The 23,326-nt window shown below is 64.2% G+C and carries 23 protein-coding genes; 21 read left to right on the top strand and 2 right to left on the bottom strand.

The genetic code is table 11. From position 1 onward, the window contains the following. Positions 1 to 139: 139 nt before the first annotated feature. The 4 genes from gshA to AC1DYS_RS05590 all read left to right on the top strand — a co-directional run bounded on the left by gshA (position 140) and on the right by AC1DYS_RS05590 (position 6,455). The gene (gshA, locus tag AC1DYS_RS05605; RefSeq protein WP_047487483.1) at positions 140 to 1,435 is read left to right on the top strand and encodes a glutamate--cysteine ligase; all 1,296 of its coding nucleotides are present in this window, start codon (positions 140 to 142) and stop codon (positions 1,433 to 1,435) included. A gap of 163 nt (positions 1,436 to 1,598) precedes the next feature. Next, on the top strand, positions 1,599 to 3,479 hold the full coding sequence (locus tag AC1DYS_RS05600; protein WP_477896853.1) for a potassium transporter Kup: 1,881 nt from the start codon (positions 1,599 to 1,601) through the stop codon (positions 3,477 to 3,479). A 102-nt stretch (positions 3,480 to 3,581) separates the two neighbouring features. Then, a complete protein-coding gene (gshB, locus tag AC1DYS_RS05595) occupies positions 3,582 to 4,529 on the top strand; it encodes a glutathione synthase (protein WP_477896851.1) in 948 nt (315 codons plus the stop codon). A gap of 54 nt (positions 4,530 to 4,583) precedes the next feature. Continuing rightward, positions 4,584 to 6,455: an ATP-binding cassette domain-containing protein gene (locus AC1DYS_RS05590; protein ID WP_477896849.1), complete on the top strand. Its 1,872-nt coding sequence runs from the start codon at positions 4,584 to 4,586 to the stop codon at positions 6,453 to 6,455. A 105-nt stretch (positions 6,456 to 6,560) separates the two neighbouring features. On the opposite strand, the gene AC1DYS_RS05585 is transcribed toward AC1DYS_RS05590, so the two are convergent. Continuing rightward, positions 6,561 to 7,319 (bottom strand): hypothetical protein, encoded by a 759-nt coding sequence (locus AC1DYS_RS05585; protein WP_477896847.1) that lies wholly within the window; start codon positions 7,317 to 7,319, stop codon positions 6,561 to 6,563. Between the two features lie 79 nt (positions 7,320 to 7,398). Further along, positions 7,399 to 8,841, bottom strand: a complete 1,443-nt coding sequence (locus tag AC1DYS_RS05580) for an aminotransferase-like domain-containing protein (RefSeq protein ID WP_477896845.1) — start codon at positions 8,839 to 8,841, stop codon at positions 7,399 to 7,401. An 87-nt stretch (positions 8,842 to 8,928) separates the two neighbouring features. Between AC1DYS_RS05580 and AC1DYS_RS05575 the strand changes: the two genes are divergently transcribed. The 17 genes from AC1DYS_RS05575 (at position 8,929) to atpD (ending at position 23,324) form a co-directional block, all read left to right on the top strand. Then, entirely contained in the window at positions 8,929 to 9,825 is an 897-nt protein-coding gene (locus tag AC1DYS_RS05575) for a DMT family transporter (RefSeq protein ID WP_477896843.1), read from the top strand. After that, positions 9,822 to 10,298 carry a GNAT family N-acetyltransferase gene (locus AC1DYS_RS05570; RefSeq protein WP_477896841.1) on the top strand — a complete coding sequence of 159 codons (477 nt, stop codon included), beginning with the start codon at positions 9,822 to 9,824 and terminating at the stop codon, positions 10,296 to 10,298. The genes AC1DYS_RS05575 and AC1DYS_RS05570 overlap by 4 nt, the downstream gene beginning before the upstream one ends. Further along, positions 10,295 to 11,473, top strand: coding sequence for an aminotransferase-like domain-containing protein (locus AC1DYS_RS05565; protein WP_477896839.1), 1,179 nt, complete (start codon positions 10,295 to 10,297; stop codon positions 11,471 to 11,473). Before AC1DYS_RS05570 ends, AC1DYS_RS05565 begins: the two co-directional genes overlap by 4 nt. Continuing rightward, complete coding sequence (locus tag AC1DYS_RS05560) at positions 11,470 to 12,306, top strand: PhzF family phenazine biosynthesis protein (protein ID WP_477896837.1); 837 nt, start codon at positions 11,470 to 11,472, stop codon at positions 12,304 to 12,306. Before AC1DYS_RS05565 ends, AC1DYS_RS05560 begins: the two co-directional genes overlap by 4 nt. A gap of 61 nt (positions 12,307 to 12,367) precedes the next feature. Continuing rightward, entirely contained in the window at positions 12,368 to 12,961 is a 594-nt protein-coding gene (locus AC1DYS_RS05555; protein ID WP_477896835.1) for a VOC family protein, read from the top strand. Between the two features lie 355 nt (positions 12,962 to 13,316). Next, on the top strand, positions 13,317 to 13,808 hold the full coding sequence (locus tag AC1DYS_RS05550; protein ID WP_477896833.1) for a GNAT family N-acetyltransferase: 492 nt from the start codon (positions 13,317 to 13,319) through the stop codon (positions 13,806 to 13,808). Positions 13,809 to 13,841: 33 nt separating this feature from the next. After that, the gene (locus AC1DYS_RS05545) at positions 13,842 to 14,651 is read left to right on the top strand and encodes an HpcH/HpaI aldolase family protein (protein ID WP_477896831.1); all 810 of its coding nucleotides are present in this window, start codon (positions 13,842 to 13,844) and stop codon (positions 14,649 to 14,651) included. Positions 14,652 to 14,698: 47 nt separating this feature from the next. Beyond that, complete coding sequence (locus AC1DYS_RS05540) at positions 14,699 to 15,559, top strand: aldose 1-epimerase (protein WP_477896829.1); 861 nt, start codon at positions 14,699 to 14,701, stop codon at positions 15,557 to 15,559. After that, a complete protein-coding gene (locus AC1DYS_RS05535) occupies positions 15,559 to 16,470 on the top strand; it encodes an SMP-30/gluconolactonase/LRE family protein (RefSeq protein WP_477896827.1) in 912 nt (303 codons plus the stop codon). The genes AC1DYS_RS05540 and AC1DYS_RS05535 overlap by 1 nt, the downstream gene beginning before the upstream one ends. A gap of 143 nt (positions 16,471 to 16,613) precedes the next feature. Next, positions 16,614 to 17,075 (top strand): ATP synthase subunit I, encoded by a 462-nt coding sequence (locus AC1DYS_RS05530; RefSeq protein WP_477896825.1) that lies wholly within the window; start codon positions 16,614 to 16,616, stop codon positions 17,073 to 17,075. A 37-nt stretch (positions 17,076 to 17,112) separates the two neighbouring features. Continuing rightward, a complete protein-coding gene (gene atpB / locus AC1DYS_RS05525) occupies positions 17,113 to 17,958 on the top strand; it encodes a F0F1 ATP synthase subunit A (protein WP_477896823.1) in 846 nt (281 codons plus the stop codon). 59 nt (positions 17,959 to 18,017) lie between these two features. Next, positions 18,018 to 18,281: a F0F1 ATP synthase subunit C gene (gene atpE / locus AC1DYS_RS05520; RefSeq protein WP_047487532.1), complete on the top strand. Its 264-nt coding sequence runs from the start codon at positions 18,018 to 18,020 to the stop codon at positions 18,279 to 18,281. A 63-nt stretch (positions 18,282 to 18,344) separates the two neighbouring features. Then, complete coding sequence (locus AC1DYS_RS05515) at positions 18,345 to 18,815, top strand: F0F1 ATP synthase subunit B (protein WP_477896821.1); 471 nt, start codon at positions 18,345 to 18,347, stop codon at positions 18,813 to 18,815. Between the two features lie 2 nt (positions 18,816 to 18,817). Further along, complete coding sequence (locus tag AC1DYS_RS05510; protein ID WP_477896819.1) at positions 18,818 to 19,351, top strand: F0F1 ATP synthase subunit delta; 534 nt, start codon at positions 18,818 to 18,820, stop codon at positions 19,349 to 19,351. A gap of 61 nt (positions 19,352 to 19,412) precedes the next feature. Then, positions 19,413 to 20,966 (top strand): F0F1 ATP synthase subunit alpha, encoded by a 1,554-nt coding sequence (atpA, locus tag AC1DYS_RS05505; RefSeq protein ID WP_477896817.1) that lies wholly within the window; start codon positions 19,413 to 19,415, stop codon positions 20,964 to 20,966. Between the two features lie 54 nt (positions 20,967 to 21,020). Next, positions 21,021 to 21,890 (top strand): F0F1 ATP synthase subunit gamma, encoded by an 870-nt coding sequence (gene atpG, locus AC1DYS_RS05500; protein ID WP_477896815.1) that lies wholly within the window; start codon positions 21,021 to 21,023, stop codon positions 21,888 to 21,890. Positions 21,891 to 21,923: 33 nt separating this feature from the next. Next, positions 21,924 to 23,324: a F0F1 ATP synthase subunit beta gene (gene atpD / locus AC1DYS_RS05495; RefSeq protein ID WP_047487550.1), complete on the top strand. Its 1,401-nt coding sequence runs from the start codon at positions 21,924 to 21,926 to the stop codon at positions 23,322 to 23,324. Positions 23,325 to 23,326 lie beyond the last annotated feature (2 nt).

Here is a 23,326-nt window from a genome sequence, read left to right as displayed (position 1 = left end):
AAGGCCACCGCGAGGTGGCCTTTTTCATGGGTGCGCGGTTTCTCACGCCGCTGGAGCCTCGTGCCGCTTGCAGTCCGCGCAACGAGCCCCAAGTGCCTAGAATTCCATTCCTCTGGCGTTTTCGGGCCTCCTGCTCATCATGGTTCCTCACCTCATCACTGCGCTGACCGGCCCGATCAACGAACTGGAGCAGCGCATTCTCGAGTCGCTGCCGGCCATCGAGCGCTGGTTCCGCCTCGAGTGGATGGAGCACACGCCTCCGTTCTACACCTCGGTCGATTTGCGCAATGCCGGCTTCAAGCTGGCACCGGTCGACACAAACTTGTTCCCCGGCGGCTTCAACAACCTCACGCAAGAAATGCTGCCGCTGGCCGTGCAGGCGGCCATGGCTGCCATCGAGAAGATCTGCCCCGAAGCCAAGAACCTGCTGCTGATTCCCGAGAAGCACACGCGCAACACCTTCTATCTGAGCAACGTGGTGCGCCTGAAGCAGATCTTTCACCAGGCGGGCCTCAACGTGCGCCTGGGAACGCTGGACGACAGCGTCAAGGCGCCGACCGAGATCGAGCTGCCCGACGGCTCGTCGCTCACGGTCGAACCTTTGGTGCGCACGCGCGGGCGCCTGGGGCTGAAGGATTTCGACCCCTGCACCATCTTGCTGAACAACGACTTGTCCGCCGGCCTGCCCAAGGTGCTGGAAGGTCTGCACGAGCAATACCTGCTGCCACCACTGCACGCCGGCTGGGCCGTGCGCCGCAAGACCAACCACTTTCAGGCTTATGAAGAAGTAGCCAAGAAGTTCGCCAAGCTTCTGGGCATGGACCCGTGGCTCATCAACCCGATGTTTGCGCGTTGCGGTGAAGTGAACTTCAACGACCGTGTCGGTGAAGAGTGTCTGGCCAGCAATGCCGAGGCCCTGCTGGGCAAGATCAAGCGCAAGTACAAGGAATACGGCATCCAGGAGAAGCCGTTCATCATCGTGAAGGCCGATGCCGGTACCTATGGCATGGGCATCATGACGGTGCGGGATCCGAAGGAGTTGGTCGACCTGAACCGCAAATCGCGCAACAAGATGAGCGTGATCAAGGACGGGCAAGAGGTCACCGAGGTCATCCTGCAAGAAGGCGTGCCCACCTACGAACGCGTGAACGACGCGGTGGCAGAGCCCGTGGTCTACATGATCGACCGCTACGTGGTGGGTGGCTTCTACCGTGTGAATGCCGAGCGCGGCATCGACGAGAACCTCAACTCCCCGGGGGCCAGCTTCGTGCCACTGGCCTTTGCCGAGTCGAACCAGCTGCCCCGGCCTGGGGTCAAGCCTGGTGCCAGCGCACCGAACCGGTTCTACATGTACGGCGTGATTGCGCGGTTGGCCATGCTGGCTTCCAGCTATGAGCTGGAAGCCACGGACCCCGATGCCGAGGTGTATGAATAAGGCGTGTCCGACGCTATTTCGTGAACGGTTCGACGGTAGCAAGGCCGTTGCTGCACTGCAACAAATTGCAACCGGGCCCCACGGCGGTGGGCGATTTGCCCCCAAAGCACGGAGCACAATAGCCGCTCTTTGTGTTTGAGCCAGGCCGCTTGCGCAGGTTTGGTTGACTGTGAACCCTCCTCGTCCCAGCTCCAGCCTCGCGGCGCTCACGCTCGGCGCCATCGGCGTCGTCTACGGCGACATCGGCACCAGCCCTCTCTACGCACTCAAGGAAGTGTTCGCCCACGGCCGCGTGCCGTTGACACCGGAGAACATCTACGGCGTGCTGTCGCTGGTGTTCTGGACGCTGACGGTCGTTGTTTCCCTCAAGTACGTCGCGCTCATCTTGCGAGCCGACAACAATGGCGAGGGCGGCTTGATCGCCATGTTGGCGCTCGCTTCGCAGGCAGTTAGAGACAGGCCAGAGCTGCGTCGGCGCCTGTTGTTGCTGGGCATCTTCGGGACGGCGATCTTCTTTGGCGATGGCGTGATCACGCCGGCCATCTCGGTGCTATCTGCCGTGGAAGGCCTGGAAGTCGCCGCACCCGGCCTGCATCACTACATCGTGCCGGTGACGCTGCTGGTGTTGACCGCCCTGTTCCTCGTGCAACGCCATGGCTCTGCCAGCGTCGGCAAGCTTTTCGGCCCGGTGACGGCCGTTTGGTTCGCCGTTCTCACGGTCCTGGGCGTGATCCACATCGCGAGCAACCCGGACGTGCTGTGGGCCCTGAGCCCGTTGTATGCGCTGATCTTTCTGGGTGCGCACCCCGGCGTCGCCTTCATTGCCCTCGGTTCGGTGGTGTTGTGCGTCACCGGTGCCGAGGCGCTGTATGCCGACATGGGCCACTTCGGCAAACGGCCGATTCGCCTCGCCTGGTTCGGCCTGGTGATGCCAGCGCTGGTGATCAACTATTTCGGCCAGGGCGCCATGCTGCTGGAGCACCCCGAGAACGTTAAAAACCCGTTCTATGAGATGGCTCCGCAATGGGCGTTGTATCCGTTGATCGCGCTCGCGACCGGCGCGACCGTCATCGCCTCGCAGGCGCTCATCACCGCGGCGTTCTCGGTCACCAAGCAGGCCATCCAGCTGGGTTACCTGCCGCGGCTGCGCGTGACCCACACCTCCGTCAAGGAGACGGGCCAGATCTACGTTCCCTTCATCAACTGGACGCTCTACGGCTGCATCGTGTTGGCGGTGGTGGTGTTCGGCAGCAGCAGCAAGCTGGCCTCGGCCTATGGCATCGCGGTAACCATCGACATGCTGATCACCACGACGATGACGTTCTTCGTGATCCGCTACGGGTGGAAGTACCCCTGGTGGGTGTGCGTTGCCGCCACGGGCTTCTTCTTCGTGGTCGACATGGTGTACTTCTCGGCCAACATCGTGAAGGTGTTCGACGGTGGCTGGTTCCCCGTGGCCATCGGCATCGTGATGTTCATGCTGATGATGACGTGGAAGCAAGGCCGCTACCTGATGCGCGAACGCCTACGCGACGACGCCATCGACTTGAAGAGTTTTCTCGAGGCCGTGTTCGTGAGCCCGCCCACACGCGTCAGCGGCACCGCCGTGTTCCTGGTCAGCGACCAGGGCATCACGCCGAATGCGCTGCTGCACAACCTCAAGCACAACAAGGTGCTGCACGAGACCAACCTCTTCGTCACCGTGAAGCACCACGAAGTCCCGTGGATCGGCTTCAACAGGCGCTGCGAGATGGAGCCGCTGGGCCACGACTGCTGGCAGGTCACGCTCAACTTCGGCTTCAAGAACGACCCCGATGTGCCCGAAGCCTTGGCGCTGCTGCGAGGCCGCGGCGTGCAGCTCGATGACATGGAGACCTCGTACTTCCTGTCGCGCGACATCGTGATCCCCACGCTCGGCAAGGGCATGACGATGTGGCGCGAGAAGCTCTTCGCGAGCATGCACCACAACGCCAGCGGCGCCGCCGACTTCCTTAGCCTGCCAACCAACCGTGTCGTCGAACTCGGCTCTAAAGTCGAAATCTAGTTCGAGGAGACCCGTGCCTGACGCATGGCTTGACGAGCGACTTGCGTTGCCGGCGAGGTTTTGTGCAACAGTGGCGGCCTCTCCTCGCTTGAGACTCGCCCCATGAAGCTGCTGTTCGTCGCCGACCCACTGGAAGGCTTCAAGACCTACAAGGATTCGACCTTCGCGATGATGCGCGAGGCCGCGTCGCGCGGGCATACGCTGCTGGCGTGCGAAGCACGCGACCTAGGCTGGCAGCGCGGTGGGCGCGTCATGGCGCAGGCGCGCGCCTTCACGCTCACCGGTGACGAGCACGACTGGTTCGCCCCCGAAGCGCAGGCGGCAGTCGCCCTCGCCGATGTGGATGCGGTGCTGATGCGCAGCGACCCGCCCTTCGACAGCGAATACTTCTACGCCACCCACCTGCTCGGGCAGGCCGAGCGCGAAGGCGCGCGCGTGTTCAACAAGCCATCTGCCTTGCGCGAGCATCCCGAGAAGCTTGCGATCCTCGAGTTCCCGCAGTTCATCGGCCCCACGTTGGTGACACGGCATGCGGCTCACATCCGCGAGTTCCACGCCGAGCATCAAGACATCATCCTCAAGCCGCTCGACGGCATGGGCGGCATGGGCATCTTCCGCGTCGGTCCCGACGGGTTGAACCTCGGCAGCATCATCGAGACGCTGAACAAGCACGGCGCCGAGACGGTGATGGTGCAGCGCTACCTGCCTGAAATCGTCAAGGGCGACAAGCGCGTGCTTTTGATCGGCGGCAAGCCGGTGCCGCATGCACTGGCGCGCATTCCACAGGGCAGCGAGATCCGCGGCAACATGGCGGTCGGCGGCAAGGGCGTGGCGCAGCCGCTGTCGGCGCGCGACCGCGAGATCGCCGAAGCGATCGGCCCGGTGCTCGCTGCACGCGGCCTGCTGCTGGTGGGGCTGGACATCATTGGCGACTGCGTCACCGAGATCAACGTCACCAGCCCGACCGGGTTTCAAGAGATCACCAGGCAGACCGGCTTCGACGTCGCAAGCATGTTTGTCGACGCGCTGGAGCAGGCGCTGAAGCCCTGACGTAGAACGCGCGGCCCCGGAGCGCGACAATGGCGGTTTCGCTCAGAAACCGCCATGGCCGTCCTTTCGCTCTCCAACGCCCACTTGGCCTTCGGCCACGTGGCCCTGCTCGACAACGCGGCGTTCTCGCTCGAATCGGGTGAACGCCTCGGCCTGATCGGCCGCAACGGTGCCGGCAAGTCGTCGATGCTGAAGATCATCGCCGGGCTCGAGAAGCTCGACGACGGCCTGCTGCAGATGACGCAGGGCGTGCGCATCTGCTATGTGCCGCAAGAACCGGTCTTCGAACCCGGCCACACCGTGTTCGAGGCGGTGAGCGAAGGCGTGGCCGAGGCCCGCGCCGTGCGCCAGGCCTACGAAGAACATGCCGAAGGCGTCGACCTCGATGCCTTGCAGACGCGCATCGAGGCGCTCGATGCATGGAACTGGGAGCAGCGCGTCGACACCACGCTCGCGCAGCTTCACCTCGATGGCACGCGCGAGATCAGTCAGCTCTCGGGCGGCATGAAGAAACGCGTGGCACTGGCCCAGGCGCTGGTGGCGGTGCCCGACGTGCTGCTGCTCGACGAGCCGACCAACCACCTCGACCTCGACTCCATCGCCTGGCTCGAAGAGCTGCTGCGCGGCTTCAAGGGCAGCGTGATGCTGATCACCCACGACCGCGCCTTCCTCGATGCCGTGGCGACCCGCATCGTCGAACTCGACCGCGGCATCATCCGCAGCTACCCGGGCAATTTCAGCGCCTATGAGCGCATGAAGGAAGAGCAGCTCGCCTCCGACGCGCTGGCCAATGCACGCGCCGACAAGCTGCTGGCGCAGGAAGAAGTGTGGATCCGCAAGGGCGTGGAAGCGCGCCGCACGCGAAGCGTGGCCCGCATCCAGCGCCTCGAGGTGCTGCGCGACCAGCGCCAGAAGCGCCGCGACTCGCTGGGCCAGGTTCGACTCGAAGTGGACTCCGGCGCGCCCAGCGGCAAGATCGTTGCCGAACTGCGCGATGTGAACCTGAGCTTCGGCGAGAAGGTCATCGTCAAGGACTTCACCGCCACCATTTTGCGTGGCGACAAGGTCGGGCTGATCGGCCCCAACGGCGCTGGCAAGACCACGCTGCTCAAGCTCATCCTCGGTGAATTGAAGCCCGACTCGGGCCATGTGCGCCAGGGCACCAAGCTCGAGGTCGCCTACTTCGACCAGATGCGCAGCACGCTCAAGCTCGACGCGACGCTGGCCGACACCATCAGCCCCGGCAGCGAATGGGTCGAGTTCAACGGCCAGCGCAAGCACGTGATGAGCTACCTCAACGACTTCCTGTTCTCACCGGAGCGTGCCAACTCGCCGGTGCGCACCTTGAGCGGTGGCGAGCGCAACCGCGTGCTGCTGGCGCGCCTGTTTGCGCTGCCCGCCAACGTGCTGGTGCTCGACGAACCGACCAACGACCTCGACATCGACACGCTAGAGCTGCTGGAAGAGCTGCTGCAGGGCTACCCAGGCACCGTGTTCCTGGTGAGCCACGACCGGCGCTTTCTCGACAACGTGGTGACCAGCACCATCGCCTGGGAAGGCGACGAGTCGCCAGGCTTCTGGCGCGAGTACGAAGGCGGCTACGAAGACTGGAAGGCGCAGCAAACACGCGCCCGCAGCCTGCGCGAAAAGCCGGCCGCCAAGCCATCAGCTTCAGCGTCCGCAGCAGCCCCTGCTCCGGTCGTCAAAAAGGCGAAGCTCAGCTACAAGGAACAGCGCGAACTCGAAGCGCTGCCAGGGCGCATAGAAGCACTCGAAGCGGAGCAAAAGACACTAGCCGACCTGCTGGCAGGCACCGAGATTTATGCCGACGCAAAGAAGCTGGCAACAACGCAATCCCGCTACGCCGCACTCGATGCTGAGTTACTGGCAGCTATGGAACGCTGGGAAACACTAGGGGCTCGCTGAGCGAAGCAAAAGCGCCCTCAAGCAACGCCCGCGGAACCGGCTTTGCCGGGCCGCTAGGCGGCGCCCCATGGGGGCAGGAGCGAGAGCGACTGGGGGGCCGTTTAACTAGCCCAACCGGCCAAACCAAGACTCGCTGAAACCGGCAGGTCGGGTACGGCTGACGATGAGCCCGGACTGCAGGTACAGCGCATTCAGCAGACGTGCAGCCCGTTCGGTGTCCATCCCTGGCCAGTCGGTCATCTCGCGCAGTGTCACGCGCTCGCCCTGCAGCCGCTGCACCGCGGCCATCAGCGCGCCGGACACGCGCAACACGCCGAGATCGATGCCCGGCGCAACCCGATAAGCAACGTGCCCCGCGATCTCGGGCAGCAAGGTGCTGCGCGCTCCGCGCAGCGCCAATTCCCAGAGCACCGGCCGCAGCGAGTGGTAGTGCTGGTCTTCGCCCACCAGGGACAACTCTTCGTCGCCGGGCGGCCGCAGGATGGCGGGCTCGACATGCAGAACACGCAGCTCGGTGGGGCGGTGGAACAGCAGCGTGTCGAGGTTGATCGGGCAGTGCACGAGGCGGTCGAGCGCAAACACCGTCAAGGGCACGACCGAGTCGCCCATCTGCAGATGGATCACCACCTGCTCGGAATGGCGCACACAGGCAGCCAGCACTTCAAGCGCCTCGGAGGCCTGGCCTCGTTGCTCGAAACGGCTCAGATCAGCCAGCAACGACTGGCTCAGACCGGGTTGGCGCACAGCGGTTTCGAGCACCTCGCGCGCTCGCGGGCCGCCTGGTTCATGGAGGTAGCGCTGAAAGTCGCTGACCCGCATGAGCTCCGGCTCGCCAAAGGGGATGGTGGGTTCGAACAAACTCATACGAAAGGGGGAATGTAGGTCAGCCGGCGGGTCGAATGCAACCCGGCCGGGAGGTGGGTTATAGGCGCTGAAACGAGGGCTAAATCGCCTCGCGTGTACGCTCCAGCGCCTGCCAGAACGTGGCGTCCTGGGTGGTCGCAAAGTTGATGCGCATCAGCGTGGACGGGCGCGGTGTCGCATGAAACAGCGAACCCGGCGCCAGCAGCCACCCTTGATCGACCATGGCATGCGACAAACGTTCCGTGTCGACACCGGCATCGACCCAGCCAAACAGGCCGCGTGGCGGTGCCGCGAACCGGCAGCCAGCCGATTCGGCAAGTTTGACCGATCGCGCGCGCGCCGCGTCGAGCTTCTGCCCCACCCGCTCGGCATGGCGCCGCAACAGCCCCTGCTCCAGGCAATGCGCCAGGGCCTGCTCCATGAGGCTGGGCGTGGTGAGGCTGGTCAGCAGCTTGGTGTCGATCATGCGGTCGACCAGACCGGGTGGCACGGCCATGAAGCCCACGCGCCAGTTGGGCACCAGGATCTTCGAGAAACCCGAGATGTAGATGGTGCGCTCTAACGCGTCGAGCGCGGCCAAGCGCGGCAGGTGGGCCGGCGCCAGGTGCGCATAGGTGTCGTCTTCAAGGATGTGCAGGTCGTGTGCCTGCGCCAGCTTGAGCAGGCGATGCGCGTGGCCGAGCGAGAGCGACGCCCCGGTCGGGTTGTGCAGCACCGAGACGGTGACGTAGAGCCGCGGGCGCTCGTGCGGCTTCTGCGCTTCGATCAGGCGCTGCATCACGGCGAGGTCGGGCCCGTCGTCGCCACGCGGCACCGGCAGCACGCGCAAGCCGAGTGCTGCCAGGCGGGCGAACTCGATCGACCAGCCCGGCTCGTCGACCAGCACTGAGTCGCCTGCCCGCAGCAGGCTGCGCGTAACGATGTCGAGCGCCTGGGTCGCCCCCAGCGTGGTGACGATCTGCTCGGGCACTGCCTTCACACCCAAGTCCCCCAGCCGCAAGGACAGCACGCGCCGCAGCCGCAAGTCACCGGCCGGCTCGCCGTATTGCAGAGACAGCGCGCCGAGCTGCGACGCGCCGCTGACACGGCGCAGGGCGGTGCTCAGCATCGGCAGGTCGAGCCAGTCCATCGGCAGAGTGCCCAGGCCGGGCATGGGCCGGCTGCCCGGAGGCTGGAACATGCTTCGGACGAGCATGGTCGCGCTGACCGGTGCTGCCATGCGGGGCTGCAAAACCGACGGCGAAATCGACGCCTCGTCGCCCGCCGCCGCGCTGCGCCGCTGGTCGCGCACGAAGAAGCCACGCTGCTTGCGCGACTCGACCAGGCCTTGGGCCAGCAACTGGTCGTAGGCAGCCACCACCGTGTATGGACTCACGCCGTGGCGGCGCGCACATTCGCGCACCGATGGCAGCCTCGCGCCGGGCGCGATCAGATGCTGGCGGATGTGTTCGGCAAAACGGCCCGACAGCTGCTCGGTGAGCGTGGCGTCGGACTGGCGAGACAAAGGCAGAGGAGAGTTCATGTGCTGGCCTGAGCACCAATACAGATCGAGAAATGTGCCGGCCAAGTGTATCGGCTCTGTGCTGGCACAAGCCCATAAACTGGGCCGATGCACTCAGAAACCAAAGGCCTTTGGCTTGGCTTGGCCGGCGTGACCTTGTTCGCGATGACCACGCCGATGACGCGCTTGGCCGTGGGCTCGGTGGCGGACCCTCAGTTGCCGCCACTCTTTGTCACCGCGGGCCGCGCCGCGCTGGCCGCGGTGTTAAGTGCGATCTACCTGCTGCTGACGCGAGCGCCTTTGCCGAAGGCAAGGCACCTGGGGCCACTGCTGCTCAGCGCCATGGGCACGGTCATCGGCTTTCCCTTGTTCCTGAGCCTGGCGCTGCGGCAGGTCGATGCCATGCACGCGGCGGTGGTCACCGGGCTCTTGCCGCTGGGCACGGCGGTGGTGGCGGCAATCGCGCTGCGGCAACGGCCATCGACCGGCTTCTGGGCCTGCGCCGTGCTGGGGTTCGTGCTGGTTTTAGGCTTTGCCCTCTATGCCGGCGGAGGCGTGAGCAGTGCCGATGCGCTGTTGCTGCTGGCGGTGCTGAGCGCGTCGGTGGGCTATGTGGCCGGCGCACGGCTGTCGGCCGAGTGGTCGGCTGAGCACGTGATCTGCTGGGTGCTGGTGCTCAGCGTGCCGCTGACCTGGCCGGTGACTTGGCTCGCCTGGCCCACGCAAGCGGCCAGCGCTTCGGCCTGGCTGGGCTTTGGCTACGTGACACTGTTTTCGATGTGGATCGGCTTCTTCGCCTGGTACCGCGGCTTAGCGCTGGGCGGCACGATGCGGGTGAGCCAGGTGCAACTGGTCCAGCCGTTCTTGACGCTGCTGTTCGCGGTGCCGGTGTTGGGTGAGCAGCTGGATACGGTGACACTGCTGTTCTCGCTGGCGGTGATCGCCACGGTGTTTGCCGGCAAGAAGATGCCCACGAACCTGCCGCTGAAAGAGGTATCCGCATGACAGTCCAAACGGGTTTCGCGTTGCTTGAAGCCACACGCGACGGGTTCACGATCTCGACCGACCGGCAGCAGCTGGACATCGCGGCGGTCCACGCCTATCTGACCCGCTCGTACTGGGCCGAGGGCATATCGGCAGCGCTGGTGGCGAAATCGATCCAGGGCTCACTGTGCTTCGGGCTCTACGACGCATCGGCCGCGCAAGTTGGCTTCGCCCGCGTCGTCACCGACGGCGCCACCTTCGCCTACCTCTGCGACGTCTACGTGCTCGAAAGCATGCGCGGCCACGGCCTGGGCATCTGGCTGATGGAGACTGTCATGCAGCACCCCGACCTCGCCGGCCTGCGACGATCGATGCTCGTCACGCGCGACGCGCACGGTCTCTACGCCCGCTTCGGTTTCACACCCTCCAAGTTTCCCGATCGCATCATGGAAATTGCCCGCCCCGGTCTCTACAAAGAAACATCAAGCACATGAACACGACCCCGCCCTGGAAGCTTGCGCGCCGCGCCGAGCGCATGAACCCCTCGGTCATCCGAGAGATCCTCAAGGTGACCGAGCAGCCGGGCATCATTTCGCTCGCGGGCGGCCTGCCTTCGCCCGACACCTTCCCCATCGAAGCGATGCGCGAGGCCACCGCCCGCGTGCTGCGCGACCAGCCGCGCGAAGCGCTGCAGTACGCAGCGAGCGAAGGCTACGGTCCATTGCGCGAGTGGGTGGCGGGCGAACTCGGCGCACAAGGGCTGCGCGTGGACGCGTCCCAGGTGCTCATCACCACCGGTTCGCAGCAAGGCCTGGATCTCGCCGGCAAGGTGCTGATCGATGTCGGCAGCACGGTGGCGGTGGAGGCACCGACCTATCTCGGCGCGCTGCAGGCCTTCAACCCCTACGAACCTGAGTATGTGTCGGTGGCCTGTGATGACGACGGGCCCTTGCCCGACGGCCTGGCCGCCGCCCGAGGCGCGCGCTTTCTGTACGCGCTGCCCAACTTCCAGAACCCGAGCGGCCGCTGCATCAGCGCCGGTCGGCGAGACGCGCTGGTCAAGTCGGCGCAGGCACTGGCTCTGCCCATTCTCGAAGACAACCCCTACGGCGACCTGTGGTTCGACGAGCCGCCGCCAGCGCCACTGGCTTCACGCTGGGCCGAGGGTACGGTCTACCTGGGCTCGTTCTCGAAAGTGCTCGCGCCCGGCTTGCGCCTGGGTTATGTCGTCGCACCCAAGACCTTGATGCCCAAGCTGCTGCAGGCCAAGCAGGCAGCCGACTTGCACACACCGGGCTTCAACCAGCGGGTGGTGCATGAGGTGATCCGCGATGGCTTTCTGCTCAAGCACGTGCCGACCATTCGCGAGCGCTACCGCGCCCAGCGCGACGCGATGAGCGCCGCCTTGACCGCCCACATGCCCACCGGCTGCCGCTGGAACACACCGCACGGCGGCATGTTCTTCTGGATCGAATTGCCCGCGGGTGTGGACGCGGTGGCACTGTTTCCCAAGGCAGTGGCGCACGGCATGGCGTACGTGCCGGGTGCTGCCTTCTATGCCGACCAGCCTCGCGCCAACACGCTGCGCCTGTCATTCGTGACGGTGTCGCCTGGCGAGATCACGCGCGGCATCCAGATGCTGGCGCAGACGCTGAAGGAGGCCGCATGAGCACATTTCCCTTCACCCAGGTCGACGTGTTCACCGACCAGCCACTGCGGGGCAACCCGCTGGCGGTCGTGCATGGCGCCGATGGCCTGAGCGATGCGCAGATGCAGACGCTCGCGCAGTGGACCAACCTGTCGGAGACGAGCTTCCTGCTGCAACCCAGCGACCCGGCGGCCGACTACCGCTTGCGCATCTTCACACCCGGCGGCGAACTGCCCTTTGCCGGCCATCCGACGCTGGGTACTTGCCACGCCTGGCTCGGCGCTGGCGGGCAGCCGCGTGCGCGCGGCATCGTGATCCAGCAGTGCGGCGTGGGGCTGGTGCGCATTCGCCTGACTGGTGAACGAGCAGCCTTTGCCGCGCCGCCGCTGCAAATGGAATCGGTGGATGAGCCGACGCTCCATGGCGTGTTGCCGGCTTTGGGGCTGCGCCGCGACCAGGTGCGTGCCTCGCAATGGTTGAACAACGGGCCGAGGTGGCTGGGCCTGTTGCTCGATAGCGCCGACACCGTGCTCGCCATCGAACCCGACCATTCCGCGTTGAAGACGCTGCCCAAGGTGGGCGTCGTGGCACCGCATGCGCCGGGCAGCGAGTGTCAGTTCGAAGTACGCGCCTTTGCGGCTTCGATCGGCGTCCCCGAAGACCCGGTGACAGGCAGCCTGAACGCCGGCCTCGGCCAGTGGCTGATCGCCACGGGCGTCGCGCCGACTCGCTATGTCGCCGCCCAAGGCCAGCGCCTGGGGCGGGCCGGCCGCGTGAGCATCGAGCAAGACGGCCACACGCTCTGGGTGGGCGGCCACAGCGTGAGCTGTATCCGGGGTGAACTGGTGCTGTGATGGCTGTCGTGCTCGATCACCTTGTCGTAGGCGCACGTTCGCTCGATGAGGGAGTGGCGTGGTGGAGGCCACCTTCGGCGTCACACCAGGGTCGGGTGGGCGGCACGCGTTGATGGGCACGCACAACCGGCTGGTCAACCTGTCATCGGACACGTTTCCGCACAGCTACCTCGAGATCATCGCCATCGACCCGGAGGCCCCACCGCCCGGCCGCACCCGTTGGTATGACCTGGATGACGAGGCGCTGCAGGCGGCGCTGGCGGAAGGTCCGCAACTCATTCACTGGGTGGCTCGCAGTTCGAACTTGCAAGCCGACCTGGGCGCGTTGTCGTCAGCCGGGTGGGACGGCGGCGAAGCGATCCATGTCGAACGCGGCGAATTGCGCTGGCAAATCAGCGTTCGACCCGATGGCCGGCGACTGTGTGGTGGTGTGCTGCCAACCTTGATTCAGTGGGAGTCGAAGCATCCATGCGACGACATGCCAGCCAGTGCAGTCCGCCTGCAATCGCTCAAAGGGGAAGGTCTGCCAGAGTCCGTGATGCGGGCGCTGAAGCCTGAAGGCCTCGACGTTCAGCCGAAGTCGCCTGCATCAAGGCTGAAAGCAGTTTTCTCTGCAGGCAATGGGTTGGTGGAACTCGCGTCCCACCCACGTTGATTCAGCCGCGCAGCCTCCAGGCCTTTGCCAGCTGCGCCCAGGCCTGCGGGCTTTGTTCGCGCACCATCGCACGGTACCTGCGCCACACCACGAACAGCGACGACAAAAGCACGCCGCGAAGATGGCAGCTAGCACGGAATACTCGTCGGGCCTGAGCGTGCAGGGGCTTTTTATTTCAGACCCTAATGTTCACTGTGTCCACTCCAAACGCTCGGACACACTCGCCACGCCAAGTTTGACCGGTTATCTTTGCACTGCATTCACTTCGATCAACGCCATGCCGTGTGCCCTGCGCCCGATCTGCGTAACGTGTATCCCACAGGCGCAGTCGGTAGCTGGTGACACTGGGGGATAGATGGACACACCTGCAGTTCGCCTGATCACGGTCGACACGGCTGAATTGATTGCCAGCACGCGGTCGATCTTTCGCGAGTACGCCGCCAGCCTGGACGTCGACCTGAACTTTCAGGGCTTCGAAGCCGAGTTGGCCACGCTGCCTGGCGAGTACGCCGCACCGACCGGCCAGTTGCTGCTGGCGATGGTGGACGACGACGTGGCCGGCTGCGGCGCCTTTCGTCCGTTGGCCGACGTGGACTACCCCAACGCCTGCGAGATGAAGCGGCTCTACGTACGCCCGGCCTATCGCCGCTTCGGCATGGGCCGCCTGATGGCGCAGCGCCTGCTCGACGACGCCCGTCGCGCCGGCTATTCGTACATGCTGCTCGATACGCTGGACGACATGGAGTCCGCCCGTGAGCTGTACGCCACCCTGGGCTTCGAGGACGTTCCGCCCTATTATTACAACCCGATTCCCGGCGCACACTACCTGCGGGCCAAGCTCGACTAGCCAGCCACCACGCGACCACAGGAGGCCGACGCGATGAATGCCTTCCAGCAACTCCTCAAGTCCTCGGGCGGCCACGCGCCCATCGGCACCTGGATCCTGTCGGCGAACCCGCTCGTGGCCGAAGCGATCGGTTGTGCGGGCTTCGACTGGGGCGTGATCGACATGGAGCACGCGCCGCTCGACGTGATGGGCGTGGTGCACCTGTTGCAGGCCGTGGCCGGCACCAAGATGCTACCGGTCGTGAGGGTGCCCTGGAACGACGCCGTCGTCGTCAAGCGCGTGCTCGATGCAGGCGCCACCACGCTGCTGTTTCCGATGATCCAGACCGCCGCCGAGGCCGAGCGTGCTGTCGCAGCCACGCGGTATCCGCCCGACGGCCAACGGGGCATGGCCGGCATGAGCCGCGCCTCTCGCTTCGGCACCACGCCCTACTACTTGAGGACGGCCAATCAGCACGTCGGTGTGATCGCGCAACTCGAGACACCGGCCGCCATCAACCGGTTGGAAGCCATCGCCCAGGTGAAGGGAGTCGACGCGCTCTTCATCGGGCCGGCCAACCTGTCCGCAGCCATGGGGCACGCGGGCGAGCCCCATCACCCCGCCGTGATGGAGCTGATGGCGCAGGCCGCTCAGCGCTCCAGGGCGCTCGGCATTGCGGTCGGCACCATCTGCGAAACACCCGAGCTGGTCGCCCAATGCCGCGCCTCGGGGTTCGACTACGTGGCGATCGGCTCCGACCTTGGGCTGATGATGCGCAGCGCCCGTTCGGCCATCGCCGCCCTTCGCACTGGCGGCAGCAACCACGTGCACCTGCTCTCCAGCGGCACGCAGACCGGCACCTGAGCCGCGTACGATCGCGGCCACCCGATCTCTCATTGCCCCGAAAACTCATGCCCGGCTCGTCGAACAACCACCTTGAACTCCATTCCGGCGCGCTGCGCCTTGCCGTTCGCCCCGGCCTAGGTGGCTCCGTCGCTGGCCTGTGGCATCACGCGACGCCATTGATGCGCTCGACGGAACCGGCTGAACTCATGAGTTCTCGGCTGTCGGCCAGCTACCCGCTGGTGCCGTATTCCAATCGCCTGGGGTACCGGCGGTTCAGTTGGGAGAGCAAGCACTACACCACGGCACCCAATTTCGGCGACAACCCGCACTCGGTGCATGGTGTGGCCTGGCTGCGCACCTGGCAGGTGACGTCGTTCAGTGCAGCCGAGCTGGTGTTGCGCTATGAGCACCAGCCCGACGAGCACTGGCCCTTTCCTTTCGAAGTGACGCAGCAGTTCAGCCTGACGTCGCAACAGCTCGCCGTGCGGCTCGTGTTCACCAACACCGCAAAGCTCGCCCAACCCGTGGGCCTGGGGTGGCACCCCTACTTCCCGAAACGGGCGAGCAGCCACCTGCAGATGGAGGTGGCTGCTCGGTGGGAATCCGACGCGACGCAACTGCCCACCCACAAGGTCGCCCAGCAGGGCATCGATGGCAGCGTGTCGCACCTCGACTTCGACCACTGCTTCGAAGGTTGGACGGGGCCGGCCAGCATCCGCGACGAGCACTTCTCGCTGCAACTCACTTCGTCGCTGCGCTACCTGGTGATTTACACACCGCACGACAAGGAATACTTCTGTGTCGAGCCCGTGAGCCACGTTAGTGACGCCATCCACATGGCCGATCCGGCTGGCCACGGCCTGTTCACGCTCCAGCCCGACCAAACCACCGAAGCGTGGATGAAGATCGACGTGGCCCTGCTGTGATGACTGCATCATCCGCTGATGAACGCATCATCGCCCTTGATGCGCCCGCATCGCTGCTGGGCGAGTCTCCGCTATGGCACCCGATAGAGCAGGTGCTGTATTGGTGCGACATACCCGGCCACGCGCTGAACCGCTTCGACCCGGCCACATCACGCCACGACCGCTGGCTGTTCGACACGGATGTGGCGAGCTGTGCGCCTATGCGCGACGGCGCCTTGCTGCTGGCGATGCGTGACGGGCTGTGGCGCTTCGATGCGCGCAGTGGGGAGCGCACAGCGCTCGCCAGCGCGCCCTACGATGCAAGCAAGGAACGCTTCAACGATGGCAAGTGCGACCCGCGCGGCCGCTTCTGGGTCGGGACCATTTATGAGCCACGCGACCCACCGCTGGCGGCGCTGTATCGATACGAGCCCGGCAATCTGTCGCGCATGCTGGGCGACATCACCGTCAGCAACGGCCTGGGCTGGAGTCCCGATGCACGCACTCTGTATTGCAGCGACACGAAGGCGCACGCCATCTACGCATTCGATTTCGATGCGGCTGCCGGCACGCTCGGCACGCGGCGCGTGTTCGCAAGCTTCCCCGTCAAGCAAGCCCAACAAGACCTCAACACCTATGGCGGTCGGCCCGATGGGGCTGCTGTCGATTCCGAAGGCTTCTATTGGGCGGCGATGTTCGAGGGTCAGCGGCTGCTGAGGCTGTCGGCTGACGGCAAAGTGAATCGCGAAATCCGCCTGCCCGTTCGCTGCGCGACCATGCCCTGCTTTGGTGGCCCCGATCTGAAGACTCTCTACATCACAACATCGAGAGAGAACCGGCCCGGGGCCGAACTCGAGGCGCAACCACTCGCCGGTCGCGTGCTCGCGATGCGCGTCGACGTGCCTGGCTTGTGCGCCAACACCTTCGGCTGATCATCTTCGCGTCAGCTTCGAATTCGGGCTGCAGAGCCGAGGCTCCGCAGTAATCCCAGACCACCCCTCCGGGTCCTTCCGGGCGCGAAGGGGTTTCCACGTATAATTCCGAGGCTTTGCTGCAACCGCCTGTAACCCAAGCCATGACCAATACCGTGGGCCGTGCCTGGGAGGCAGATGAGGCGGAGTCAACGTCCTTCAAGACGCTGACTCCCGAAGAAGCGAAGGCTCTGAAAGCCAAGCTGCCAATGGTGTCCCCATGGCGCGTGGTAGGTGTTCAGGCCCTCGTCGGTTTGCTGTGTGCCGCCCTCATCTGGGCCATCACGCAACGCAGCTCTGCAGCCTGGTCGGCGCTCTACGGTGCGCTGTCCGTGGTGCTTCCGGGGGCCTTGATGGCCCGTGGGATGACCAGGGGGACAAGAAGCCCGGTGGGTGCCGCCGTCGGTTTCATGTTCTGGGAAATGCTGAAGATTGCGGTGGCGATCGCCTTGTTGGTGATTGCCGCCAGAGTGGTACCCCAACTGAGCTGGCCAGCGTTGCTGATCACGATGGTGGTGTGCATGAAGGTGAACTGGCTGGCGCTTGCGTGGCGGGCTCGCCGGTGACTGACAAAACAACTTGGACAAGGTTGCAGGATTGAGCATGGAAACCGCCGGCCACGAACACGCCCCTTCCGCGGGTGAATACATCATTCACCACCTGCACCACCTGCAGAACAAACCTCAGCACGGGGTCGTGGACTTCTCGGTCATCAACCTCGATTCCGTCTTTTTCACCGTGGTGCTCGGCGCCATAGGCTGCTGGCTTCTGTGGCTGGCCGCTCGTAAGGCAACCTCCGGCAGGCCGGGTCGTTTCCAGGCCGCCGTCGAGATCCTGGTCGAGATGGTCGACAGCCAAGCCAAGGGCATCGTCCACAACGCGCAGAGCCGCAAGCTCGTGTCGCCGCTCGCGCTGACGGTGTTCGTGTGGATCTTCCTGCTCAACGCAATGGACATGCTGCCCGTCGATCTGTTGCCCTGGGTCAACGAGCACACACTCGGCCTGCCTTATCTGCGCGTCGTGCCGACAGCCGATCTGTCCATCACCATGGGCCTGTCGCTCGGCGTGCTGTTGCTGTGCCTGTTCTACAACGTCAAGATCAAGGGCTTGGGCGGCTGGATCCACGAACTCTTCACCGCACCGTTCGGCGACAAGTGGTTCCTGTATCCGTTCAACTTCTTCATCCAGATGGTCGAGTTCGTCGCCAAGACGGTCTCTCACGGCATGCGGTTGTTCGGCAACATGTACGCCGGCGAACTGATCTTCATGCTGATCGCCTTGATGGGCGGCGGTTTTGCCCTCACTGGCACGGGCTTGGCCCTGTTTGCCGGGCACCTCGTGGCAGGCACGGTGTGGACCATCTTCCACATCCTGATCATCACGCTGCAAGCCTTCGTGTTCATGATGTTGACCCTGGTCTATCTCGGTCAGGCACACGACGCTCACTGAATCTCGCTTGCTCTCGTTTCTGTTTTTCTCTTTCTCTCAAAACCCCAAAAGGAGTCACCATGGAAGTCATTAGCTTTGTTGCCCTCGCCGCCGGCCTGATCATTGGTCTGGGTGCCGTCGGCGCCTGTATCGGCATCGGCATCATGGGCAGCAAGTACCTCGAATCGGCTGCCCGCCAGCCCGAGCTGATGAACGAACTGCAAACCAAGATGTTCCTGCTGGCAGGTCTGATCGACGCCGCTTTCATTATCGGTACCGGTATCGCCCTGTGGTTCGCCACGGCCAACCCGTTCCTGGCCCAGATCGCCAACCTGCCGAAGTAAGTCGTTTCGGCCCCGCCGAGACCTCTTCCTTTTCGTTTCGTCCTTTCCCCTAGAGGCACCAACGTGAGCATCAACGCTACGCTGATCGCGCAGTTGATCGTGTTCCTGATCCTGGTGTGGTTCACGATGAAGTTCGTGTGGCCGCCCATCGTGAAGGCACTCGACGAACGTGCGCAAAAGATTGCCGACGGCTTGTCGGCCGCCGACAAGGCCAAGTCCGAGCTCTCTCTCGCCAACAAGCGTGTGGAAGAGCAACTGACCGCGGCGCGCAATGAAACCGCGCAGCGTCTGGCTGATGCCGAGCGCCTGGCTCAGTCGATGATCGAAGACGCCAAGTCTCGCGCCAGCGAAGAAGGCGCCAAGATCGTCGCCAATGCAAAGGCCGAAGCGGCTCAAGAGTCGATCAAGGCCCGCGAAGCCCTGCGCGAGCAAGTCGCCGCACTGGCAGTAAAGGGTGCCGAAGCGATCCTGCGCAAGGAAGTCACCGCCGGCGTTCACGCCGATCTGTTGAACCGCCTGAAGACCGAGCTCTGACCATGGCCGAGCTTGCAACCATCGCCCGGCCTTATGCCGAAGCTCTGTTCCAGGTAGCCATCAAGGGTGACCTGAAGCAAAGCACCGAGCAGCTCGATGCGATTGCCGGTGTTGCCGCCGACGCGCAGATGCGTCAGTTCGCCGACAACCCGAAGACGGGTACGCAGCAGGTGTTTGATGTCATCACTGGTGTCGTCAAGGCACCGCTGTCGGACAGCATCAAGAACCTTCTGCGCACGGTGATCGAGAACGGCCGCCTGGCTGCCTTGCCGGAAGTGGCACAGCAGTTTCATGCGCTGGTGAACTCGCGCTCGGGGGTGTCGGATGCCAAGGTCTTCAGCGCCTTCCCGATCGATGCGGCGCAACTCGCTGCTGTCGTTGGCTCGCTGGAAAAGCGCTTCGGTCGCAAGCTCAATGCGAGCGTGCAGGTGGAGCCCGAGTTGATCGGTGGCATCCGAGTGGTGGTCGGTGACGAGGTGCTCGACACCTCCGTCAAAGCCCGTCTTGAACAAATGAAGGTGGCGCTGACGGCTTGAAACCCGTGAGCGACAGCGTCTGAACCAGCAGGCTCCAGCAGCCCGCGGACCGGAGAAAGCAATGAACCTGAATCCCGCAGAAATTTCCGAACTGATCAAGAGCCGCATCGAAGGCCTCGGCAGCTCGGCTGACATCCGCAACCAAGGCACCGTCGTTTCGGTGACCGACGGCATCTGCCGCATTCACGGCCTGTCGGACGTGATGCAGGGGGAAATGCTGGAATTCCCCGCCGGCTCCGATGGCCAGCCCACCTACGGCCTGGCACTGAACCTCGAGCGCGACTCGGTCGGCTCGGTGATTCTGGGCGAGTACGAGCACATCTCCGAAGGCGACACGGTCAAGTGCACCGGCCGCATTCTCGAAGTGCCCGTGGGCCCCGAGCTCAAAGGCCGTGTGGTCAACGCGCTGGGTCAACCGATCGACGGCAAAGGCCCGATCAACGCCAAGCTGACAGCCCCGATCGAGAAGATCGCTCCGGGCGTGATCGCACGTAAATCCGTTGACCAGCCGATGCAGACCGGCCTGAAGTCGATTGACTCCATGGTGCCAATCGGCCGTGGCCAACGCGAGCTGATCATCGGCGACCGCCAGACCGGCAAGACCGCCGTGGCCATCGACGCGATCATCAATCAGAAGGGTCAGAACATGACCTGCATCTACGTTGCGATCGGCCAGAAGGCGTCGTCGGTCAAGAACGTGGTGCGCGCGCTCGAAGCCAACGGCGCGATGGAATACACCATCGTCGTGGCCGCAACCGCCGCCGAATCGGCCGCGATGCAGTACGTGTCGGCCTATTCGGGCTGCACCATGGGCGAGTACTTCCGCGACCGCGGCGAAGACGCACTGATCGTGTACGACGACTTGTCCAAGCAAGCCGTGGCCTACCGCCAGGTCTCGCTGCTGCTGCGCCGCCCACCAGGCCGCGAAGCCTACCCCGGCGACGTGTTCTATCTCCACAGCCGCCTGCTGGAGCGTGCCGCTCGCGTGAACGCCGATTACGTCGAAGCCTTCACCAAGGGCGAAGTCAAGGGCAAGACCGGTTCGCTGACGGCGCTCCCGATCATCGAGACGCAAGCCGGTGACGTGTCGGCCTTCGTGCCGACCAACGTGATCTCGATCACCGACGGCCAGATCTTCCTGGAAACCTCGCTGTTCAACGCCGGTATCCGCCCCGCCATCAACGCCGGTATCTCGGTGTCACGCGTGGGCTCGTCGGCCCAGACCAAGGTGATCAAGGGCTTGTCGGGCGGCATCCGTACCGACTTGGCGCAGTACCGTGAACTGGCCGCGTTTGCGCAGTTCGCCTCCGACCTCGACGAAGCCACCCGCAAGCAGCTCGACCGCGGCGCGCGCGTGACGGAATTGCTGAAGCAGGCCCAGTACTCGCCGCAGCCGATCAGCCTGATGGGCGCGACGCTGTTCGCCGTGAACAAGGGCTTCATGGACGACGTCGAAGTGAAGAAGATTCTGGCCTTCGAAGCCGGTCTGCAACAGTTCCTGAAGTCCAGCCATGCTGCGCTCTTGAAGAAGATCGAAGACACCAAGCAACTCGACAAGGAAGCTGAAGCCGAGCTGTCCGCTGCCGTGGCTGCCTTCAAGAAGTCCTTCGCCTGACCCCTGCCCTTCGATACCTCAGGGTGATCGGATAAATCGAAAGGAGCTTCCGTCATGGCAGCAGGAAAAGAGATACGCGGCAAGATCAAATCGGTGGAGAACACCAAGAAGATCACCAAGGCCATGGAGATGATCTCGGTGTCGAAGATGCGCAAGGCGCAGGAGCGCATGCGCCACGCCCGACCGTACGCCGACAAGATCCGCAGCCTGGCCGCCAACCTGGCGCAGGCCACGCCCGAGTACAAGCACGCGTTCATGGTGGCTAACGACAGCACCAAGCCCGCGGGCTTCATCGTGGTGACCACCGACAAGGGCCTGTGCGGTGGCTTGAACAGCAACCTGCTGCGCATGGTCACTGCCAAGCTCAGAGAAAACGAAAGCCGTTCGGTGAAGGCCCAGTCTGTGGCCATCGGCAACAAGGGCCTGGGTTTCATGAACCGGGTCGGCATTCCGGTGGTTTCGCAGGTCACGCACCTCGGTGATCGCCCGCACCTCGACAAGCTGATCGGCCCCGTCAAGGTGCTGCTCGACGCTTATGCCGAGGGCAAGCTGAGCGCGGTGCATGTTTGCTACAACCGCTTCATCAACACCATGCGGCAAGAGCCGGTGATCCAGCAGCTGCTGCCACTGTCGGCCGAGAGCATGGCCGTGGACAAGGCCCAGCACGGCTGGGACTACATCTACGAGCCTGATGCACCTTCGGTGATCAACGAGCTGCTGGTTCGCTACACCGAGGCACTGGTGTACCAGGCCGTGGCCGAGAACATGGCGTCTGAGCATGCGGCGCGCATGGTGGCCATGAAGGCTGCGACCGACAACGCCGGCAACGTGATTGCCGAGCTGAAGCTGGTCTACAACAAGACGCGGCAAGCGGCGATCACCAAAGAACTGTCTGAAATCGTGGCCGGTGCGGCCGCAGTTTGAGCATCAAGAATTCGACTTTCAAAGGATACGAACATGGCTGACGGCAAAATTGTTCAGTGCATTGGCGCGGTGGTGGACGTTGAGTTCCCCCGCGACGCGATGCCCAAGGTCTACGACGCACTGAAGTTGGCAGGCTCCAACCTGACGCTCGAAGTGCAGCAGCAGCTGGGCGACGGCGTGGTGCGCACCATTGCGCTGGGTTCCTCCGACGGCCTGCGCCGCGGCCTGACGGTGAGCAACACCGACAAGCCCATCATGGTGCCGGTCGGCCGCGCAACGCTCGGCCGCATCATGGACGTGCTGGGCGCGCCCATCGACGAGCGTGGCCCCGTGAGCCAGGAGCTCACGATGTCCATCCACCGCAAGCCGCCGGCTTATGACGAGCTGAGCCCGTCGCAAGACCTGCTCGAAACCGGCATCAAGGTGATCGACTTGGTCTGCCCGTTCGCCAAGGGCGGCAAGGTTGGCCTGTTCGGCGGCGCCGGTGTCGGCAAGACCGTGAACATGATGGAACTCATCAACAACATCGCCAAGGCGCACAGCGGCTTGTCGGTCTTCGCAGGCGTAGGTGAGCGCACCCGTGAAGGCAACGACTTCTATCACGAGATGTCCGACTCGGGTGTCGTGAATCAAGAGAAGCTCGAAGACTCCAAGGTCGCCATGGTCTACGGCCAGATGAACGAGCCTCCGGGCAACCGACTGCGCGTGGCGCTGACCGGCCTGACCATCGCCGAATCGTTCCGCGACGAAGGCAAGGACGTGCTCTTCTTCGTCGACAACATCTATCGCTACACGCTGGCCGGTACCGAAGTGTCGGCGCTGCTGGGCCGCATGCCTTCCGCCGTGGGCTACCAGCCGACGCTGGCCGAAGAAATGGGCCGCCTGCAGGAGCGCATCACATCGACCAAGGTTGGCTCGATCACCTCGATTCAAGCTGTTTACGTTCCCGCGGACGACTTGACTGACCCGTCGCCAGCCACGACCTTCGCCCACTTGGACTCGACCGTCGTGCTGTCGCGTGACATCGCTTCGCTGGGCATCTACCCCGCCGTGGATCCGCTCGACTCGACCTCGCGCCAGCTCGACCCGAACGTTGTCGGCGAAGACCACTACAACACCGCCCGCGCGGTGCAAGGCACGCTGCAGCGCTACAAGGAACTGCGCGACATCATCGCGATTCTCGGCATGGACGAACTGGCTCCCGAAGACAAGCTGGCCGTGGCCCGCGCCCGGAAGATCCAGCGTTTCCTGAGCCAGCCATTCCACGTGGCCGAAGTGTTCACCGGCTCGCCCGGCAAGTACGTGCCACTGAAGGAAACCATCCGCGGCTTCAAGATGATCGTGGCCGGTGAGTGCGACTCGCTGCCCGAGCAGGCCTTCTACATGGTTGGCACCATCGATGAGGCTTTCGAGAAAGCCAAGAAGATCCAATAAGG

The organism is Rhizobacter sp. P2_G4, assembly GCF_056403575.1.
The sequence above is the reverse complement of the archived record's forward strand: the minus strand, read 5'-3'. Positions and strand labels throughout refer to the sequence as shown.

Bases quoted from the DNA above. Each gene is read 5' to 3' on its own strand.
- atpE (WP_047487532.1), top strand. From the start codon at position 18,018: ATGGAAGTCATTAGCTTTGTTGCCCTCGCCGCCGGCCTGATCATTGGT.
- AC1DYS_RS05590 (WP_477896849.1), top strand. From the start codon at position 4,584: ATGGCCGTCCTTTCGCTCTCCAACGCCCACTTGGCCTTCGGCCACGTG.
- AC1DYS_RS05560 (WP_477896837.1), top strand. From the start codon at position 11,470: ATGAGCACATTTCCCTTCACCCAGGTCGACGTGTTCACCGACCAGCCA.
- AC1DYS_RS05575 (WP_477896843.1), top strand. From the start codon at position 8,929: ATGCACTCAGAAACCAAAGGCCTTTGGCTTGGCTTGGCCGGCGTGACC.
- AC1DYS_RS05550 (WP_477896833.1), top strand. From the start codon at position 13,317: ATGGACACACCTGCAGTTCGCCTGATCACGGTCGACACGGCTGAATTG.
- AC1DYS_RS05570 (WP_477896841.1), top strand. From the start codon at position 9,822: ATGACAGTCCAAACGGGTTTCGCGTTGCTTGAAGCCACACGCGACGGG.
- gshB (WP_477896851.1), top strand. From the start codon at position 3,582: ATGAAGCTGCTGTTCGTCGCCGACCCACTGGAAGGCTTCAAGACCTAC.
- gshA (WP_047487483.1), top strand. From the start codon at position 140: ATGGTTCCTCACCTCATCACTGCGCTGACCGGCCCGATCAACGAACTG.
- AC1DYS_RS05510 (WP_477896819.1), top strand. From the start codon at position 18,818: ATGGCCGAGCTTGCAACCATCGCCCGGCCTTATGCCGAAGCTCTGTTC.
- atpB (WP_477896823.1), top strand. From the start codon at position 17,113: ATGGAAACCGCCGGCCACGAACACGCCCCTTCCGCGGGTGAATACATC.
- AC1DYS_RS05585 (WP_477896847.1), bottom strand. From the start codon at position 7,319: ATGAGTTTGTTCGAACCCACCATCCCCTTTGGCGAGCCGGAGCTCATG.
- AC1DYS_RS05565 (WP_477896839.1), top strand. From the start codon at position 10,295: ATGAACACGACCCCGCCCTGGAAGCTTGCGCGCCGCGCCGAGCGCATG.
- AC1DYS_RS05535 (WP_477896827.1), top strand. From the start codon at position 15,559: ATGACTGCATCATCCGCTGATGAACGCATCATCGCCCTTGATGCGCCC.
- atpG (WP_477896815.1), top strand. From the start codon at position 21,021: ATGGCAGCAGGAAAAGAGATACGCGGCAAGATCAAATCGGTGGAGAAC.
- AC1DYS_RS05545 (WP_477896831.1), top strand. From the start codon at position 13,842: ATGAATGCCTTCCAGCAACTCCTCAAGTCCTCGGGCGGCCACGCGCCC.
- AC1DYS_RS05540 (WP_477896829.1), top strand. From the start codon at position 14,699: ATGCCCGGCTCGTCGAACAACCACCTTGAACTCCATTCCGGCGCGCTG.
- AC1DYS_RS05530 (WP_477896825.1), top strand. From the start codon at position 16,614: ATGACCAATACCGTGGGCCGTGCCTGGGAGGCAGATGAGGCGGAGTCA.
- AC1DYS_RS05580 (WP_477896845.1), bottom strand. From the start codon at position 8,841: ATGAACTCTCCTCTGCCTTTGTCTCGCCAGTCCGACGCCACGCTCACC.
- atpD (WP_047487550.1), top strand. From the start codon at position 21,924: ATGGCTGACGGCAAAATTGTTCAGTGCATTGGCGCGGTGGTGGACGTT.
- atpA (WP_477896817.1), top strand. From the start codon at position 19,413: ATGAACCTGAATCCCGCAGAAATTTCCGAACTGATCAAGAGCCGCATC.